We start from the raw sequence: 17300 nt of genomic DNA, 5'->3' as shown, positions 1-17300 counted from the left end.
TCAGCGGGCATTCCTGTAACCTGGCCCGGTTGCCGACGCAGGCGACCCTCCTGCCGCGGACACGCCGTGGCCGACCAGACCAGAGGAGGTGATGGGTTCCTTATGCGTCCATACGAAATCATGGTCATTCTCGACCCCACGCTCGACGAGCGCACTGTCGCACCGTCGTTGGAGACGTTCCTGAACGTCATCCGCAAGGACGGCGGCTCTGTCGACAAGGTCGACATCTGGGGCCGGCGGCGCCTGGCCTACGAGATCGCCAAGCATGCCGAGGGCATCTACGCGGTGGTCGATGTGAAGGCCGAGCCGGCCACGGTGTCCGAGCTCGACCGCCAGCTCAACCTCAACGAGTCCGTGCTGCGGACCAAGGTGATGCGGACCGACACGCACTAAAGGGCGCCGCTCGTCGGAACCGCTGCGTAGGCTCGCGCCCAACGCCTGGCGATCGAGCGCTTGCGCGAAGAGCAGACAGCACTGCACAGGAGGAACTCGTGGCTGGTGACACCACCATTACCGTCGTCGGAAATCTGACCGCAGATCCGGAACTGCGTTTCACCCCTTCGGGTGCCGCGGTGGCCAACTTCACCGTGGCCTCGACTCCGCGTATGTATGACCGTCAGAGCGGGGAGTGGAAGGACGGCGAGGCGCTGTTCCTGCGGTGCAACATCTGGCGTGAGGCCGCCGAGAACGTGGCCGAAAGCCTGACCCGTGGGTCTCGCGTCATCGTCACCGGCCGGCTCAAGCAGCGCTCGTTCGAGACCCGCGAGGGTGAGAAGCGCACCGTGGTCGAGGTCGAGGTCGATGAGATCGGGCCATCGCTGCGGTATGCCACTGCCAAGGTCAACAAGGCCAGCCGCAGCGGCGGCGGTGGCGGCGGTTTCGGTGGCGGCGGTAGCGGCGGATCGCGCGCCGCGGCAGCCAGCAGCGCGCCGGCCGAGGACCCGTGGGGCAGCGCCCCCGCATCGGGGTCCTTCGGTGGTAGCGACGACGAGCCGCCCTTCTGAAACCACACAACTCATAGCGAATTTGAGAAAGAGATAGACACATGGCCAAATCGACGAAGCGTCGCCCGGCGCCGGAAAAGCCGGTCAAGACACGCAAATGCGTGTTCTGCTCCAAGAAGGGGCAGGACATCGACTACAAGGACACCGCTCTGCTGCGCACCTACATCAGCGAGCGCGGCAAGATTCGCGCCCGCCGGGTCACCGGCAATTGCGTTCAGCACCAGCGCGATATCGCGATTGCGGTGAAGAACGCCCGTGAGGTCGCGCTGCTGCCGTTCAGCTCGTCGGCGCGTTGAGCCAGGACAGGACGAAACGATGAAACTGATTCTGACCGCCGAGGTCGAGAACCTCGGCACGGCTGGTGACACGGTCGAGGTAAAGGACGGTTACGGCCGTAACTATCTGCTGCCGCGCGGTTTGGCCATTGTGGCCACCCGGGGTGCGCAGCGTCAGGCCGATGACATCCGCCGAGCCCAAGAGCTCAAGGGCGTCAAGAGCCTTGAGCACGCCAGGGAACTCAAGCAGGCGATCGAGGCGCTCGACGGTGTCGAGTTGTCGGCCAAGACGGCTGGCGATTCGGGCAAGCTGTTCGGTTCGGTCACCGCGGCAGATGTCGTCGCGGCGATCAAGAAGGCCGGCGGCCCGAACCTGGAGAAGCGCACCGTGCACCTGCCCAAGGCGCACATCAAGACGGTCGGCAGCCACCAGGTGACGGTGCATCTGCACCCGGATGTGAACGCGACGCTGTCGCTGAACGTGGTCGCCGGCTAATCGCCGGCGACCGCCTCTACTGTAAAACGGCCGGGTCGGGCCACTGAGGTCCCGACCCGGCCGTTGCTGTGCCGAGAAACCTGCTCTGGCGAACACTTCCGGAAAAAGCGGACACAGCGAACAACATCAGCTGTTAACCTGCCCGGTCCCGCCCGGTAACACAACACGCCCGAAGCCGTTGCCGGCCACGACACGCCGACCAATTTGTCATCCACAGTCTTGCCAGCGGCTTATGGTGCGTTCAGCAGCGTGAACAGGATAAACAGCGGCGTTGATCCACAGGTTCTCCCCAAGGACTCAACATGGCCCACCGGACCTATGCACACTCCATCCACACGTTCACTAACAAGTGCTGGTTGCGTGTGGGCCAGCAACGTCTAGCGTTGGCCGTCGCGGGAGTGGTTCCGGGCGGCGCGACTTCAATGTCAGACCCCGTACCTACAGTCCCTCGAAACGGTGTTCGAATCGAATATGGAGGGGGTAGGGACGCTACGTGGCTGTCGTAGATGACCTGGGTCGATCCGGTGACACCGTGCGGGCGGAGCCACCGCCCAGCGAGGATTTCGGGCGGCAGCCGCCGCAGGATCCGGCCGCCGAGCAGGCCGTCCTCGGCGGCATGCTGCTGAGCAAAGACGCCATCGCCGACGTGCTCGAACGGCTGCGTCCCGGGGACTTCTACCGCCCGGCCCACCAGAACGTCTACGACGCGATTCTTGACCTCTACAGCCGAGGTGAGCCTGCCGACGCGGTGACGGTGGCCGCCGAGCTGGATCGGCGCGGGCTGCTGCGCCGGGTCGGCGGTGCGCCCTATCTGCACACGCTGATCTCGACGGTGCCGACGGCGGCCAACGCCGGGTACTACGCGGGCATCGTCTCTGAGAAGGCGCTGCTGCGCCGACTGGTGGAGGCCGGCACTCGAGTGGTGCAGTACGGCTACGCCGGAGCCGAGGGCGCCGACGTCACCGAGATCGTCGACCGGGCCCAGGCCGAGATCTACGACGTCACCGAACGCCGCACGGCGGAAGACTTCGTCGCGCTCGAGGAACTGCTGCAGCCCACCATGGACGAGATCGACGCGATCGCCTCCCAAGGCGGGGTGTCGCGCGGTGTGCCAACCGGTTTCGATGACCTCGACGAGCTCACCAACGGCCTGCATCCCGGGCAGATGATCGTGGTCGCGGCCAGGCCCGGTATGGGGAAATCAACCCTAGGACTAGATTTTTTAAGGTCGTGCTCGATCAAGAACCGGATGGCCTCGGTGGTCTTCTCGTTGGAGATGAGCAAAACCGAGATCGTGATGCGCCTGCTGTCTGCCGAGGCGAAAATCAAGCTCGCCGACATGCGATCGGGCCGGATGAGCGACGACGACTGGACACGGTTGGCGCGGCGGATGAGCGAAATCAGCGAAGCACCGCTCTACATCGACGATTCGCCGAACCTGACGATGATGGAGATACGCGCCAAGGCGCGGCGACTCAGCCAGAAGGCCGGCTTGCGGTTGGTCGTGATCGACTATCTGCAGCTGATGACGTCGGGCAAGAAGGTCGAATCGCGCCAGCAAGAAGTTTCCGAATTTTCTCGGCAGCTCAAGCTACTGGCCAAGGAACTGGAAGTCCCGGTGGTGGCAATGAGCCAGCTCAACCGTGGACCTGAGCAGCGCACCGACAAAAAGCCGATGCTGTCGGACCTGCGCGAGTCCGGTGCCATCGAGCAGGACGCTGACATGGTCATTCTGCTGCATCGTCCGGACGCCTTCGACCGCGACGACCCACGCGGGGGAGAAGCGGATCTCATTGTGGCCAAACACCGTAACGGTCCGACAAAGACCATCACCGTCACGAACCAGCTGCACCTGTCGCGCTTTGCGAATATGGCGCGTCAGCAGTAGTAGGAGGTGTGCGGGACGCAGGGTCTCGTCCCGATGTCCGTACGTCAATACGGTCACACTGGGAGAATATCGAGTCAGAGTACATCGAGTGGCGGTGTGATCAATTGCGTCGGCGATGGATTCTCGAGGCAGACCGATGGCAACGCGTTGGCCCAGGGCAACAACACTCTAGTCAGGGCACAGGGTCGAGTACGACTACCGGGATGACGCGACTGGAGCGGGCTGCGAAGTCGTCGATCTCCGGCATTGTTTCTCTTTGGGCTCCCCAAATTCGTCGCCGCTCAGCTTCGTTAGCTACCCGCGCGATGGCTTTGTGCGTTGAGCTCCCCACTTCGATCTCCACTCTGGGGTTGGCGATGATGTTGTGGTACCAAGCGGGGTTGTTGGGCGATCCTCCGTTGGAGGCGAATATCGCCCAGCTCCCGCCCAGATCCTGATAGATCAAGATCGAGAGGCGTTCGTCCCCGGTCTTGGCGCCGGTGCTGTGTAATACCAGCAGGGGCATATCACCAAAGCTGGCGAGTTTGCCATCGTTGGCCCGGAACTCGTCGATCAGTGTTTCGGTTACTTGTCTTGGGCCAGTCATATCGTGGCCCTTCGTTGAATTATTCTGGTGGACAACGGATCTCGCCGCGATCCATTGGCGACTGGCGGCGGAGCGTTTGCAGCGGTGGGGCGCCCGACGGCGGCCACATGTGGTTGGTTCCAGATGCGCATCACCTCCATCGGATGCCGTGCAGGCGTACGGCAGAGGCGGTGATCCGGCGTGGTTTCCGCGCCGGCTTGGGTGGGTGCCGGCGCGCGCGATGCGCCCGGGAAGTCGCTGTCGGCGCTCAAATCTCGATCACGATCTTGCCGATGGTGTGGCGGCTTTCGAGCAACGTGTGGGCGATCTTCATGTTGTGCACGGTCAGGCCCGCGAGTTGGGTGGTCACGATCGGACGCACCTGGCCGCTGAGGACGTATTCACTGATGGTCTGAAGAATTCGGCCCTGACTGCTGGGGTCTGTGCCGCCACTTATCTGGCTGAACACCATTTCGGTGTGCAGCGATATGGATTTCTGAATCAGCGGTGCGAGGTCGACCGGGCCGCTGAGGTCGATTGCCGACAGGTGACCGAAGGGCCGCAGGAGTGAGGCGATCCAGGCGAATTTAGTCGCGGTCTCTGCGGTCGACAGCACCATGTCGATCTGATGAATATCGGCCTGCGCCAGTTGCTCACACACATCCGCGGTGTGGTCGACCACCAGATCGGCGCCCATCGCGCGACACCAGTCCTGTGACTGCGGGCGGGAGGCGGTGCAGATGACCAGCGCTGAAGTTCTTGCCTTCAGCAGCTGCGTTGCCAACGATCCAACCCCGCCGGCGCCGCCGACGACCAGAACCCGTTCCACTCCCGGCGGGAGGCTCAGCTGGTCGCGGAATATCGCCTCCCAGCTGGTCAGGGCGCCGATCGGTAACGATGCGGCATCCGCGAAAGAGAGCTGGTCGGGGATCTTGGCGACCACTCGATGGTCCACGGCCAGCTGTTGCGCCCAGCAACCATCCCGAGTGACATCGCCGGTGCCCATCACCCGATCACCGACGGTGAACCCGTTCGCCGAGGTGCCGGTCTTGATGACCACACCCGCGAACTCCCAGCCCAGGATCACCCGCCCGCCTGGCTCGGCGCTGCGTACCGAACGGATCAACGCCTCTCCGGGGTTCACGCCGATCGCGTGGATCTCGACCAGTAAGTCGCCCTGAGTGAGTCGCGGCTCGTCTACGTCGATCAGATTTATCGCGTACGCGGTCAACGGGTGTGCTTGCTCGTAGGCCAGTGCTTTCATTGCTCCTCTAGTTCCGCGGGTTTCGTCCCGCCGACGATGGGGTTGGGCTGGCACCGGGCGTTGTTTTACCGGCGGTGCGGCGGGCACGGGGGGCCGGTTAGTCCTGTCTGAGGGCATGCAGAGCCGACAGCGGGCCACCGTCGACCTGCATCAGTCGGCCGCCGTCCCGCAAGCCTCCGACGTCGACCGGGGCGAAACCGAAACTGTCGACCAACTCACGAAAGGTTGACTTTGCGGCGGCGTCGTCGCCGGCGTAGAACAACAGTTGCCGTCCGACTGGGTGGCGCGGGTCTGACGCGATGTACTCGGCGTGCAGTGTGTTGAACGCCTTGATCACACGGGCATTCGGCGCGTGGGCGGCGACCCACTCGCTTCCGGTCTGATCGCCGAGGTCGGCCACTTCGACGGGGTCCAGTCGCGCGAACTGGTTGGTGCAGTCGACCAGGATGCGTCCCTCCCACGGGGACAGGTCAGCCAACGCGGCCGGGATGTCCGGCCACATCACCGTGAGAAACACCACGTCGGCCTCAGCAGCTTGCGCGACCGTCCCCGCCGAGGCCAACGGCCCCAGGTTGGCTACGACCTGTCCCAAGGTGGACGGACCGCGACTGTTACTCAACATCACGCGATGCCCGGCCGTCACCAAATGCCGGGCTAGGGCCTGCGCGATGGTGCCGGCGCCAATGGTTCCGAAGTTCATGTTCACCCCGATCTCCACAAGTATTGATGACGGCCGTCATTTAATAATGCTGTCATGCGTCATCAATAATCGTCAACCCAAAGCCGGCGCGCGACGGACCCACACCTCCGCCGTCCGGTCCCCAGCGTTGGGTTAAGATGAGTTTTGATGACGGGCGCCATCGCGCACTGGTGATGACTCAATATCCCGTCGTGGAGGGACATCAGTTGCCACGTATCTCACGGCCGCAGAAGGAGCGCAACCGCGCGCGCATCGTGGCTGCCGCCGGTCAAGGCTTCAGAGCCCGCGGGATCGACGGAGTGGGCATCGACGAGCTGATGAGGTCGGCCGGGATGACCCATGGCGGGTTCTACAACCACTTCTCCTCCAAGGAAGACCTCGCCTTGGAAGTACTCAACCAGGGATTCACCGACTCTCTGGACTCCGTCGACGCTCTGATTGGCGCCCATCCCCGCTCGAGCCGGGCGGCCCTGAACGCCATCATCGACAGCTACCTGAGCACCTACCACCGCGACCACCCCGAAGAAGGATGTGCTTCCGCTGCTCTGGCAGCCGACGCGGGACGGCATGGGGTTCAGGCCCAACAGGAATACCGGCGTGGCCTGCAGGGCTACATCGCCGCCATCACTGACTTACTCCGTGGCAGCGCGAAGCAGACCAACGCCAAGCTCGATCCACGCAGGGCGCGAGAGCAGGCCATCGCACTGTTCAGCCAGTTGGTCGGCGCACAACTTATTGCCCGCGCCATCGCCCAGGCGGATCCCGATATGTCCGATGAAGTCCTGACCGCCAACAGCAAAGAGCTCAAACGCCGTTGAACTCGGTGGAGAAACGTCTATGCCGAGTCCGAGCGCAGATGGGTTGACGTCGCTGGAGCGAGGATTTGGCCCTCGGCAGACCGGAACCGCAGGGCGCCGCGGTGCCCGCCGAGTTTGGGGCTGCCCTTTACCCCGCCACAAAGCACAAGTGCGCCGCACTCCAGTCACAGAAAGGCGCCACCGGATACCTCGACGCGTTCACCCGTTGCCCAGCGGAATTCACGGGTCGCGAGGGTTGATATCGCGTCGGCGACCTCATCTGGGTGGCCCACTCGCCCGCGCGGTTTGTTCGGAGAGTGCCACGCGCATGGATTCGTTGTCGCGCATGGCTCCGCCGTTGAAGTCGGTCGCTGTCGGGCCGGGGGCGATGGAGTTGACCCGAATGCCCTGCGGGCCTAGTTCGAGGGCAAGGCTGCGGGTGAGTGCTTCGAGGGCCTTCCTCGAGGCCGCGTAGACGGCGTGTCCTGTCTATCTTCGCTGCATCTCGACATAGGTCTGGTCCTGCCCCGTTTGGAAACCGGCTGCGGGGACTCACAGCGGAGCGCTGAACGCCTTAGCCGTGGCATCGCCGAACGGTACGCAATGGCGTTGCGGCTCTGCAGACTTGCGTGGTGCGTGCGCCGACTTGACCATGGGCGCGATCACGCTTGATCCAAGCGAGGCCGGTAATCAGCCGCCTCGGTCTCGGCCGCAAGCAGTGCATCGAGCTCGCCCTCTTGCTGGGCAACGAATACACCGATCACTTGCCGGCATACCTCTGGCACGCTCACCCCACGCAGATCGGCAATGCGTTTCAGTCCGATCAGCATCGACGTCGATACATGAAATTGCACGGCGAACTGTCCGCACGAACCATCTTCAGGCGGTAGCCCCGGGCCGACCACCACCGGTTCATCCACCCCGTATTCGCTTACCTCGCCACGGCTGGCTGGCTCAACAACACCGCCGCTGGCGCCACCGCAAACGCCGTCGGCTGGTTCGGCGGGCTCCGCATGACTGAACAAACCCATCCCACCACGCTAGACCTCGGCAGATGTCGGCACGGCCTCGCCAGCGTCACACGCATCTCCGTGGCCAACTGTGCCCGGGTGACCGATTTCGCGGGGAAACGGCGCGGAGCGCGAGTGTTCGCCAGACCGGACATCGGCTAGCCTCTGACCGACCATGTTCGAGTCGGCGGACGTCGGTCGTGTTCTGGTCAAGACTCGACAGTCATCGTGAACCGTACAAGCTTGGTTGCGTCCACCGAAACCAACGAGACGTCGGGGGGTGTGTCGGTCCGGTGGGTGAGCCCGAGCGCCTCACCGCCGGCGCCAACCACAGCGGCATCCACGTTTTCGCCGAGGACCCACTGTCACACCTTCTCGACTAACCTGCCGGGGCAGTACAGAATGCCGACGGGCTCGCTGACAGCCGCGGCGCCTCTGTCACATCAGTGGCTCGGGTGTGAACGTGACGTCGACTTCGCCCACGGTCATCGTCACCTGACCTTCGATCATCATGACCTGCGCCGCGACCCGTCGATCGACTGTTTCAGCGAGCTGCTGCACCGGCTCGTACGGTATGCGCATCACATACAGGTTTTCCAGCCGCGCAACCTTGGGACCGATGGTGCGCCACCAGGTGGCCACGCCGGCGGCGAATGGGAACAGTCGCACCTGTTCGGCCTGGCCGGCCGCCTTGCCCAAGACGCGTTCGTCGGGTTGGCCGACGTTGATCCACTCCAGGATCCGCCCCGTATGGTCGGCCAGTCGCACGTCTGGTACGCCCGGGGTGGACAGGCCGGCGCCGAACGCCAACTCACCGTCGACGTCGTCGAGCCGATGTGCACGCAGCCCAAACGCCAACAGCCGCATCACCATCCGCTCATCGGTCTCGCTGGGATGCCGGGCCACCGTCAGCGAGTGATCGGCATAGTAGCCGTGATCGACGTCGGCGACGCCGAGTTCGACCTTGAACACTGTTGCGGAAAGGGCCACGTCATATTGTCCGCCCGGGTGGCAATCCCCGATCAGGCGGGTCGTGTCGAGTTGGTCGGGCCGCGTGTGCGCGGCGTGCAGTGAGCCGCCACCGCCGCCGCCATGAATGCCGCCTTTCGCGATAGCCACCCCCAGTACGTGGTTGAGAGGTAACCAGAGTGGAGGAGATCTTGGCGCCCTCAGAGGAGCAGCTCAGTCGCGAGGGGAAGGCGGCCCTTGTCTGCGGCCGGGATTTCTGGACCACGACACACACCGGTCGAGCGCCTGAAAGTCCCCTCGATCGTGCTCACCGGTGGCCCGCACGGTGTGCGCCGCCAGAGCGGCGATGCCGATCAGCTCAGCCTGGGCGAGAGCCGGGCCGCCACCTATCTCCCCCCTGGCCGTGGCGGTGGGAGCAGCTGGAGTCCGGAATCGATCTTTCACCGCGCATGGTCGACCATGCGCGGCGACTGTATCCGCAGTGCACGTTCACGGTCGGTTCGGTGACCGATCTCGACGTGCACCCGGCTTCGTTGGGCGGACTCCTGGCCTGGTGGTCTCTGTTCAACCTGCCGCGCAACGTCCTGCCCAGCGTTTTGGATTCTTTCGCCGCGGCTCTGCTTCCAAGGTGGTCAGCTGGCCATTGCTACCCATCGCGGTGATCAGGATGTTGAGCACACTGAGGCCTGGTGCCGGTCCAGTGGACGACCTACCAATGGCCGCCAGCGACGGACTGCGCCGCGAGCAGAACTGCAGCGTCTGTCGCGCTGTCGGGGCTGGCCGCCTGGGGCGTTGACACGTGCTCTACTCCTTGGGGAGAACGGTACACAGAGCACACCCGCCTCACTCCAAACCTGGAATGAGTCGGTGTCGCCGCAAGTTGGGTAGCGCTGGTCGAGACGCCCGGAGGCGGTGTGGTGCGACGGTGTTGTGCTCTTCGAGTTTTCGGGTCGCGGCGGTTTGCTCTGCAGGCCGGCAGGAGATAATGACACCTTCCGCCGGCCTGTTCGGCGCGACCCCCTACGTGCGGTCCCCGAGGGTGGAGTTGAGCTGTGCGTAGCGCTGCGGGGAGCGCGCCTTGATGAGGTAGGCGCCGACGATGCCGATGGCCAGCGAGGCGAACAGCATGATGGTGAAGATGGTCTGCAGCCAGCCGCCACCACCGAGCAGCACGTCCATCCCGGTAACGGCAAACCAGAGGAACGGCAACAGCCCAGCAATACCCAGCAGTGGTGCGATGAACGTGTTCCATGGCCGCTTATCGACGTCCGAGCGGCGGAAGAAGACAAAGATGGCGATGCTGGCGAGGGTCTGCAGAAGGATGATCGCGGCAGCCCCGACGCCGGTCCACCAGGTGAACAGCGTGGTGTAGGGATCTAAACCGACGAGGGCGAAGATCACTACCACAACGGCAACCATGCCGATCTGGACGTAGCAGGCCAGAGCCGGTGATTGGCGGGTCGGGTGGGTGGTGCCCAGTCGTGCCCAGATGACGCCCTGGCGGCCCAGCGAGTAGAGGTAGCGGGCGACGTTGTTGTGGAAGGTCAGGATCGCCGCGAACAGGGCCGTGATGATCAGCAGTTGGAACGCCTCGGTGGCGGCACCGCCGAGCACAGTATCGCTGACCGCGAACACGAGGTTCCCGCCTTCGGTTTCGGCCAGACCGACCGCCCTGTTGATGCCAACGGCATTGACGATGAGGAACGCGGTGACTGAGTAGAAGGCCCCCATGAAGATCACCGCGGTGTAGGTGGCTCGCGGGACGGTTCGCTTGGGATCCTTCGCCTCCTCGCCGTAGATGGCGGTGCCCTCGAATCCGATGAAGGAGGCGTGGGCGAACATCAGTGCCACACCGATGGCGCCCGCGAAGACCGCTGACGGCGCAAACGGCTCGAACGAGTAGTCGCTGATCGGTGTTGGGGAGTTGACCAGGATGCCGATGTTGAGCAGCAGGATGATGCCAGTCTCAAGCGTGAGCAGCACGGCCAACACCCGGGTACCGACGTGGATCTGGCGGACCCCCAGGAACAGTGATGTTCCCATTGCCAGGAACGAGAGTATCCACCACGGGATGACGGTGCCGGTGTGCGTGGTGATGAATTCGGATGCGTAGTAGCCGAATCCGCCGATGACCCCCAACTGGATGGCGTTGTATCCGAAGATGGCCAGCGAGGCCGAGCCGAGACCCATCGGTCGCCCCAGCCCCCGGGTGATGAAGGCGTAGAAGGCTCCGGCGTTGGTGATGTGTTTGCTCATCGCGACATAACCCACCGCGAAGACGGTGAGGACCAGGGCTGTCAGGACGAATGCGCCTGCGATGCCGACGCCATTGCCCGATCCGATAATCACCGGGAACAGGGCTACCACCACAGTCAGCGGAGATGCGGCGGCGATGACGAAGAACACGATGCCGAGAACGCCTACCTGATTGCGGGCCAGGCCCTCCGACCCGTCCGGGGAGACTTTAGCGGTGGCCAGGGGCTGAGGGTCATCCTGCTGAAGCATGGGGGTTCCTTGGTGGTGTGATCAACGGGTGGTTTTGCTGCGAGCGGCGAATTTGACGACCTTGCGTAGTGCGGGGGTGGTCGCGACGGTGTAGCCCAGTTTCTTGCCGGTCTTGGTGTCCATGACCAATTCCATGGCGCGATCGATGACGCCGGCTTTGGGTACGGGGCCGACCCTTTCGGCTGTGGGCGCGGGTGTGCCGTTGAGGTCGGCGATGACGACCTGGGCGGCGTTGTGGCCGTTGGCGCCCATCACACCGCCGCCGGGGTGGGTCCCCGAGCCGCAGAGGTAGTAGTTGTCCACGGTGGTGCGGTAGTCGGCCAGTTCGGGGGTGGGCCGGTTGTTGAACAGCTGGTCGAAGAACATCGCGCCGTGAAAGATGTTGCCGCCGGTCAGACCGTAGTCGCGTTCAAGATCTTTCGGGGTGATGACGACTCACTCCAGGATGTGTCCGCGCAGGTTCGGCGCATAGCGGAACAGCGCTTCCAGTACCTTGTCGGCCCACTCTTCGCGGATGGTGTCCCAGTCGGTGCCGGCCAGCTCGAACGGCAGTTGTTGCACACCAAGAGTCATGGTGTGCTTGCCCTTCGGGGCCAGGGTCGCGTCGTGGGTGGACTGGATGACAGCTTCGATCACGAAGTCGTCGGGGATCTCGCCGCGGCGCTCAGCTTCCCAGGCCCGCTCGAAGTTCTCGATCGACGCGCCCATGATCGCCTGCGCTTGGTGCTGGGGCCCCTGCACTCCCTTGGGAAAGCCGATGTAGTCGGGCAATTCGTCGATAAGGAGGTGGATTCGGGCCATCGAGCCGCGGGCGTCGTAGTCCTTCAATTTGGCGGTGAGTCTTGCGTCCACGGCCCCCTCCGGCAGCAGCTGCAGCATGGAGCGCTGGGGGTCGGCGTTGGAGATAATGGCGCGCGCCGAGATGATTTCGCCATTGGTGAGCCTGACACCGGACGCCCGGCCGCTGGTGACCACGACCTGCTTGACCGGTGAGGCGAGCCGAATCTCGGCGCCGTGGGCTTCAGCGCTGCGGGCCATCGCTTGGGTGATGCCACCCATGCCGCCCTTGACGAAGCCCCACTGGCCGAGCGTTCCTTTGAACTCACCAACGGAGTGGTGTCCGTAGACGTAGCTGGTGCCCGGGGTGGACGGGCCGCCCCACACCGAGATCATGCCGAAGAAGGTGAACAGGCCTTTGATGTGCTCGTTCTCGAAATAGCGGTCCAGTAGATCCTTGGTTGACAGCAGCACCATTTCGTTGAAGAGATCTTCGGCGCCGGCGGCCTCGAACGCGGCCAAGACCCGCGAGCGGCTCGGGGCAGGGGACAACAGGAAGGGCGTGAGGATGGACGCGAATTTCTTGACCCGAAGGCCGAACTCCAGGAAAGCGCCCGCATCGCGCTTGGAGAACTTCTCGATCTCTTTGAGGGTCTTGTCCATGTCCTTCCACACGAACAGGTGGCTGCCATCGGGGAAGATGCTGACCTCATTGGCCTCGGTCTGGTACATCTCCAGGCCGTAGCGCTCGAGTTCGAGGTCGGCGATGATCTCAGGGCGCAGCAGGCTGGCGATGAAGGCACAGGAGGACCAGGTGGAGCCGGGGATCAACTCTTCGCTGGTGCAGGCGCCGCCGACGACATCGCGAGCCTCAAGGACCAGGACCTTCTTGCCGGCTCGGGCGAGGTAACCGGCAGTGATCAGTCCGTTGTGCCCGGCGCCGATGATGATGGCGTCATAGAGAGGGATAACGGGGTTGTTCGCGTTGGTGGTGCTCATTGAAATTCTCCCGAGATGGGATGGGTGAAGTAGGTGCGGACGGTGGCCGGGTCGACGAGTTTGTCGAAGCCCTCGATAACGGGCTTCATGCTGGGGTGGTTGTCTCGGAGTTGTTCCCAGTCCGCCCAGTCGGTGACCTCCATGACTTCCAGGATGTCGGCGGGGGCGCCGTCGGGTGCGTCGTTCACGCGGAAGGCTTCGAAGCGTCGAACGATGTCGTTGTGGGCCAGGCACGTCGGCCGGTCCACCTCGGTGGAGAAACGCTCGAAGTCAGCCGGGTCCACGCCGGGCAACATCGAAAACAGGTTCACGGCTACTACGGCGCGGCTGGGAACAGTCATCGGACGACTCCAAAGTAGTTGTGCAGCTGAATGTTTGGTCAGGATTCAAGGTTGATCATGATGTGCTTGATCTCGGTGTACTCCTCGACGGAGTAGATCGACATGTCGTTGCCGTGTCCGGACTGCTTGAAGCCACCATGGGGCATCTCCGAGACGATCGGTAGGTGGTCGTTGATCCAGACGGTGCCGAACTGCAGTTTGCGGGCGGCGCGCATGGCGCGGCCGACATCACGGGTGAACACCGATGCGGCCAAACCGTATTCGACGTCGTTGGCCCAAGCGAAGGCCTGCTCTTCGCTGCGGAAGCGGGTGGTGCTCACGACGGGGCCGAACACCTCCTTCTGCACGATCTCAGAATCCTGGGGGGCGTCGACCACCAGCGAAGGCTTGTACCAGAATCCGGGTCCGGAGCCGAGGCCGCCGACGGCCAGGGATGCAGGGCCGGAGGCGATGGCCCGGTCGACGAAGCCGGCCACTCGGTCGCGTTGGCGCTCGGAGATCACCGGGCCCATCTCGGTGGACTCGTCGGTGGGCTGGCCCATGGCCACCTTGCTCACGGCGCGGGTGAGTTCGGTGACGAACTCGTCGTAGATGCCGTCGGCGATGTAGACGCGGGAGGCCGCCATGCAGTCCTGGCCGGAGTTGCCGTACCCACCCTCGCAGATCTTCGTGATGGCCAGTTCGGCGTCACAGTCGTCGAAGACCAGTACCGGAGCTTTACCGCCGAGTTCCAGGTGCAGGCGCTTGAGGTTCTCGGCGCCGGCGCGGGCCACGACCTTTCCGGTGGCGGTGTCGCCGGTCAGCGAACTCATGCGCACCCGTGGGTGGGAGGTCAGGGCTGCGCCGACGGTGTCGCCGTGGCCGGTGACGACGTTGAACACGCCGGGCGGGAAGAGGTCTGCGGCCAGCTCGGCCAGGCGCAGCGTGCTCAGTGGGGTCTGCTCACTGGGCTTGAGCACCAACGTGTTTCCGGTCACCAGCGCCGGACAGATCTTCCAGATCGCCATGACGAGGGGGAAGTTCCACGGCGCTACGCTGCCCACGACGCCGAGCGGGTCGCGGCGGATGATGCTGGTGTGCGTGGGGGAGTACTCGCCGGCGGCCCGACCCTCCAAAACGCGTGCGGCGCCCGCGAAGAACCGCATGTTGTCCACGCCGAAGGGAACCTCGTCGCGCGCCATCGCGATCGGCTTTCCGACGTTCTGCGACTCGAGCTGCGCGAACTCCTCGGCGTGAGCCTCCAGGCGGTCAGCGAGCTTGAGGAGAAGCTCGGCACGTTGACCCGGTGTGGTGGCCGCCCAGCCCTCGAACGCAGCCTCCGCCGCGGCAACCGCGCGATCGACGTCGGTGGCATCGCCGCGCGGCACCGTGGCGATCTGCTCCCCGTTGGCGGGGTTGATGACCGCTTCGGTCGCGCCGCTGGCGGCGGGGACGTGCTCGCCCGCGAGGTACATGAGCTGACCGTCTGCCATGAATTCTCCAGTCACCTTCGAGCCGCAGCCTCGGCACCGCGGGCCGTGCGCAAGTGTTGAACAGTTGACATGGAGAACTTAAGCACAGCGTTGGGGTGTTCGCAAGGTGAGCGGGCGGAAAACTCGGCGCGATTTCGGGCGGGTGAGGCGACGGAGCAGAGGCCGCGACCTGCGGATCGCCCGGCCGGCGCGATCGCGGCTCAGCCGGCGGTGCGGGCGGCGAGAATCTTGCGCACCTCGTCGCGATTCTCGGTGATGATCTCGGCGATGGTGTCGCGGGCCAGTTGTGGGTCCCGCGAGGCGAATGCGGTGACGATGCGCTGGTGTTCGTCTTCGAGACCCGAGCCGGCTTCGTATTCGTGATGATCCAGCGAGAGGATCAGGAGAAAGTAGCGGAGGTCGCCGAGCAGCTCGGCATAGAACTTGTCGAGCCGGGGGCTGTGCATCAGACCGACGATGGCGCGGTGGATGTCGAGGTCCTTTTCCACGATGACGCGCGGATCCTGGGTGGCCATAGCCTCTTTGAGGGCTTTCAGGGCGCTGTTCAGCGGCTCGAGATCGGTATCGGGGCCCAGTGACGCCGCCGCCGCGGTCTCCAGATGCAGCCGCGCGCGGTAGATGTCGAGGACTTCCTCGTCGGACGGATCCCACACGACCAGGCCGCGGTTGAAGGTGTAGCGGACCAAGCCGGTGCCCTGCAGCAGGCGCACCGCTTCGCGGACGGTGTTGCGGGAGATGCCCAGCGCGTCGGCGACGACGGATTCCCGAATGCGCTCACCCGGTTTGAGTTCGCCCTCCAGGATCATGTCCATCAGGCCGTCGGCGATCTGCTGCGCGCTGCTGCGCCCGACGATCTGGATGCGATCCGCGATGGACATGACATCATCGTACAACTGTTAAACACCAGGTCGCCCCGCCCGCGGGCCGGGTGCTGCGGGCGGCGTCCTGGACAGCTCCTGCTCTAGTGTTCTACAGTTCAGCGCCAGGGGTCGACGTCGGTCGACCAGCTTCACGCAAGGTCAACCGTGGCACCTGCGGCCACGGTGAGGCGGCCTTTCGAACGGCACGAGAACAGGACTCCGGATGACGAACTCTTCCGACGACAGTGCCCTCGCCACCAGCATCCGGTCGGCCGCACGCGACGAGGTGTTCGCGGGTTCGGATGTGCTGAACCGCATTGCGCGAGAAAGTGCACTCGACGAGTCGACAGTCGAGCGGTTTCCCGAGCACGAGGTCGCAGCCGAACTGCAACGCCGGTATGACCTCGCCGGTCAGTTGAGCCGCATCCCCACCGAGAAGGACGACACCTTCCGCTTGGCCACCGATGTCGGGCGATTCCTCGTCAAGATCGCGCCGGCGACCGAGAGCCCCGAGATCGTCAATCTGCAGTCTGCGGTGATGTTGCATCTGGAGAAGTTCGGCCGGGACATCCCAGCTCAACGACTCATTCGCGGGGTCGACGGCCACGTCGAATTCACGGTGGTCGATCCGGTCGGCAACGCTCGCATCATGCGAGTCATGAGCTATCTCGACGGCGATCTCCTCTCATCGGTAACCACCACAGCTACCCAGCTCGAGAAGGTCGGCGCAGTGTTGGCGCGACTCGATTCGGTCTTGACCACCTTCCGACACCCCGACGAATCCCGGCTTCTCATCTGGGATTTGAAGAATTTTCTGCACATGCGTCCGTTGCTGGAGCTGGTCAACGATCGCGACGACGTGACGATGGCGACGTGGGTCTTCGATCAGTTCGAGGCCGTCGTCGCCCCGCGGATCGGCGCCCTCCCCACCCAAATGATCCATGGCGACTTCAGCCCCTTCAACGTCGTCGTCGACCCGGCATCGGAGGAGTTCGTCACCGGCGTCATCGACTTCGGCGATGTCGTGCGTAGCCCCGTCGTGTTCGAACTGGCGGTTGCGGTCGCCAACCACATCGGCGTGAACGAGCGGAGACCGTGGGACGGCGCCCTCGACATCGTGCGGGGCTACCGCGCCGTGCGTCCGCTGTCGGACCACGACGCGGCGCTCCTGGCGATTGCGGGGCCTGCGCGACTTCTGCTGCGCGCCCTCATCGTTGGTTGGCGAGCTGCCGTCCATCCCCACAGCCGTGACTACGGAATGTCCCATTCAGCGCTCGACTGGACCCGGTTGCGCTGCGCTCTGTCGGTGGCCACATCCACCGTTCGAGCACAGCTGTCGGCCACCGGTGCACCCGCGTCCTGAGACAGGAGAGGATCG

18 protein-coding genes and 1 pseudogene are annotated in these 17300 nt (G+C 64.3%); 7 read left to right on the top strand and 12 right to left on the bottom strand.

Annotated elements, in window-relative coordinates; genetic code table 11:
* Window positions 1-102 precede the first annotated feature (102 nt).
* The 5 genes from rpsF (at window position 103) to dnaB (ending at window position 3663) form a co-directional block, all read left to right on the top strand.
* The gene (rpsF, locus tag KXD98_RS26495) at window positions 103-393 is read left to right on the top strand and encodes a 30S ribosomal protein S6 (RefSeq protein ID WP_260761251.1); all 291 of its coding nucleotides are present in this window, start codon (window positions 103-105) and stop codon (window positions 391-393) included.
* 98 nt (window positions 394-491) lie between these two features.
* Window positions 492-1004 carry a single-stranded DNA-binding protein gene (locus KXD98_RS26490; RefSeq protein ID WP_260761250.1) on the top strand — a complete coding sequence of 171 codons (513 nt, stop codon included), beginning with the start codon at window positions 492-494 and terminating at the stop codon, window positions 1002-1004.
* A 41-nt stretch (window positions 1005-1045) separates the two neighbouring features.
* Complete coding sequence (gene rpsR, locus KXD98_RS26485) at window positions 1046-1300, top strand: 30S ribosomal protein S18 (protein WP_098003742.1); 255 nt, start codon at window positions 1046-1048, stop codon at window positions 1298-1300.
* Between the two features lie 19 nt (window positions 1301-1319).
* Window positions 1320-1775: a 50S ribosomal protein L9 gene (gene rplI, locus KXD98_RS26480; protein WP_260761249.1), complete on the top strand. Its 456-nt coding sequence runs from the start codon at window positions 1320-1322 to the stop codon at window positions 1773-1775.
* A 493-nt stretch (window positions 1776-2268) separates the two neighbouring features.
* Entirely contained in the window at window positions 2269-3663 is a 1395-nt protein-coding gene (gene dnaB / locus KXD98_RS26475) for a replicative DNA helicase (RefSeq protein ID WP_260761248.1), read from the top strand.
* 172 nt (window positions 3664-3835) lie between these two features.
* On the opposite strand, the gene KXD98_RS26470 is transcribed toward dnaB, so the two are convergent.
* From KXD98_RS26470 to KXD98_RS26460, 3 genes are all read right to left on the bottom strand, one after another.
* Window positions 3836-4249: a nitroreductase family deazaflavin-dependent oxidoreductase gene (locus KXD98_RS26470; RefSeq protein ID WP_260761247.1), complete on the bottom strand. Its 414-nt coding sequence runs from the start codon at window positions 4247-4249 to the stop codon at window positions 3836-3838.
* Between the two features lie 247 nt (window positions 4250-4496).
* A complete protein-coding gene (locus KXD98_RS26465; protein ID WP_260761246.1) occupies window positions 4497-5492 on the bottom strand; it encodes a zinc-binding alcohol dehydrogenase family protein in 996 nt (331 codons plus the stop codon).
* 97 nt (window positions 5493-5589) lie between these two features.
* Window positions 5590-6192 (bottom strand): NADPH-dependent F420 reductase, encoded by a 603-nt coding sequence (locus KXD98_RS26460; protein ID WP_260765446.1) that lies wholly within the window; start codon window positions 6190-6192, stop codon window positions 5590-5592.
* A gap of 137 nt (window positions 6193-6329) precedes the next feature.
* Between KXD98_RS26460 and KXD98_RS26455 the strand changes: the two genes are divergently transcribed.
* Window positions 6330-7010, top strand: coding sequence for a TetR/AcrR family transcriptional regulator (locus KXD98_RS26455; RefSeq protein WP_260761245.1), 681 nt, complete (start codon window positions 6330-6332; stop codon window positions 7008-7010).
* A 255-nt stretch (window positions 7011-7265) separates the two neighbouring features.
* Here the strand turns inward: KXD98_RS26455 and KXD98_RS28625 are convergent.
* The 9 genes and pseudogenes from KXD98_RS28625 to KXD98_RS26410 form a co-directional block, all read right to left on the bottom strand.
* Window positions 7266-7415 (bottom strand): annotated as a pseudogene (locus KXD98_RS28625) (SDR family oxidoreductase); the annotation flags it as partial.
* Window positions 7416-7651: 236 nt separating this feature from the next.
* Entirely contained in the window at window positions 7652-8020 is a 369-nt protein-coding gene (locus tag KXD98_RS26445; RefSeq protein ID WP_260761244.1) for a hypothetical protein, read from the bottom strand.
* A 417-nt stretch (window positions 8021-8437) separates the two neighbouring features.
* Window positions 8438-8989: a YaeQ family protein gene (locus tag KXD98_RS26440; RefSeq protein ID WP_260765445.1), complete on the bottom strand. Its 552-nt coding sequence runs from the start codon at window positions 8987-8989 to the stop codon at window positions 8438-8440.
* A 999-nt stretch (window positions 8990-9988) separates the two neighbouring features.
* The gene (locus tag KXD98_RS26435) at window positions 9989-11473 is read right to left on the bottom strand and encodes an APC family permease (RefSeq protein ID WP_260761243.1); all 1485 of its coding nucleotides are present in this window, start codon (window positions 11471-11473) and stop codon (window positions 9989-9991) included.
* A 21-nt stretch (window positions 11474-11494) separates the two neighbouring features.
* Window positions 11495-11839 carry a hypothetical protein gene (locus KXD98_RS26430; protein ID WP_260761242.1) on the bottom strand — a complete coding sequence of 115 codons (345 nt, stop codon included), beginning with the start codon at window positions 11837-11839 and terminating at the stop codon, window positions 11495-11497.
* Between the two features lie 69 nt (window positions 11840-11908).
* Complete coding sequence (locus KXD98_RS26425; RefSeq protein WP_260761241.1) at window positions 11909-13249, bottom strand: NAD(P)/FAD-dependent oxidoreductase; 1341 nt, start codon at window positions 13247-13249, stop codon at window positions 11909-11911.
* Complete coding sequence (locus KXD98_RS26420; protein ID WP_260761240.1) at window positions 13246-13590, bottom strand: hypothetical protein; 345 nt, start codon at window positions 13588-13590, stop codon at window positions 13246-13248. Before KXD98_RS26420 ends, KXD98_RS26425 begins: the two co-directional genes overlap by 4 nt.
* 38 nt (window positions 13591-13628) lie before the next feature.
* A complete protein-coding gene (locus tag KXD98_RS26415) occupies window positions 13629-15062 on the bottom strand; it encodes a gamma-aminobutyraldehyde dehydrogenase (RefSeq protein ID WP_260761239.1) in 1434 nt (477 codons plus the stop codon).
* A 200-nt stretch (window positions 15063-15262) separates the two neighbouring features.
* A complete protein-coding gene (locus tag KXD98_RS26410; RefSeq protein ID WP_260761238.1) occupies window positions 15263-15940 on the bottom strand; it encodes a GntR family transcriptional regulator in 678 nt (225 codons plus the stop codon).
* Between the two features lie 205 nt (window positions 15941-16145).
* Between KXD98_RS26410 and KXD98_RS26405 the strand changes: the two genes are divergently transcribed.
* The gene (locus KXD98_RS26405; RefSeq protein WP_260761237.1) at window positions 16146-17285 is read left to right on the top strand and encodes a phosphotransferase; all 1140 of its coding nucleotides are present in this window, start codon (window positions 16146-16148) and stop codon (window positions 17283-17285) included.
* Window positions 17286-17300: the final 15 nt, after the last annotated feature.

This window comes from Mycobacterium sp. SMC-4 (assembly GCF_025263265.1).
Classification (GTDB): Bacteria; Actinomycetota; Actinomycetes; order Mycobacteriales; family Mycobacteriaceae; genus Mycobacterium.
The sequence above is the reverse complement of the archived record's forward strand: the minus strand, read 5'-3'. Positions and strand labels throughout refer to the sequence as shown.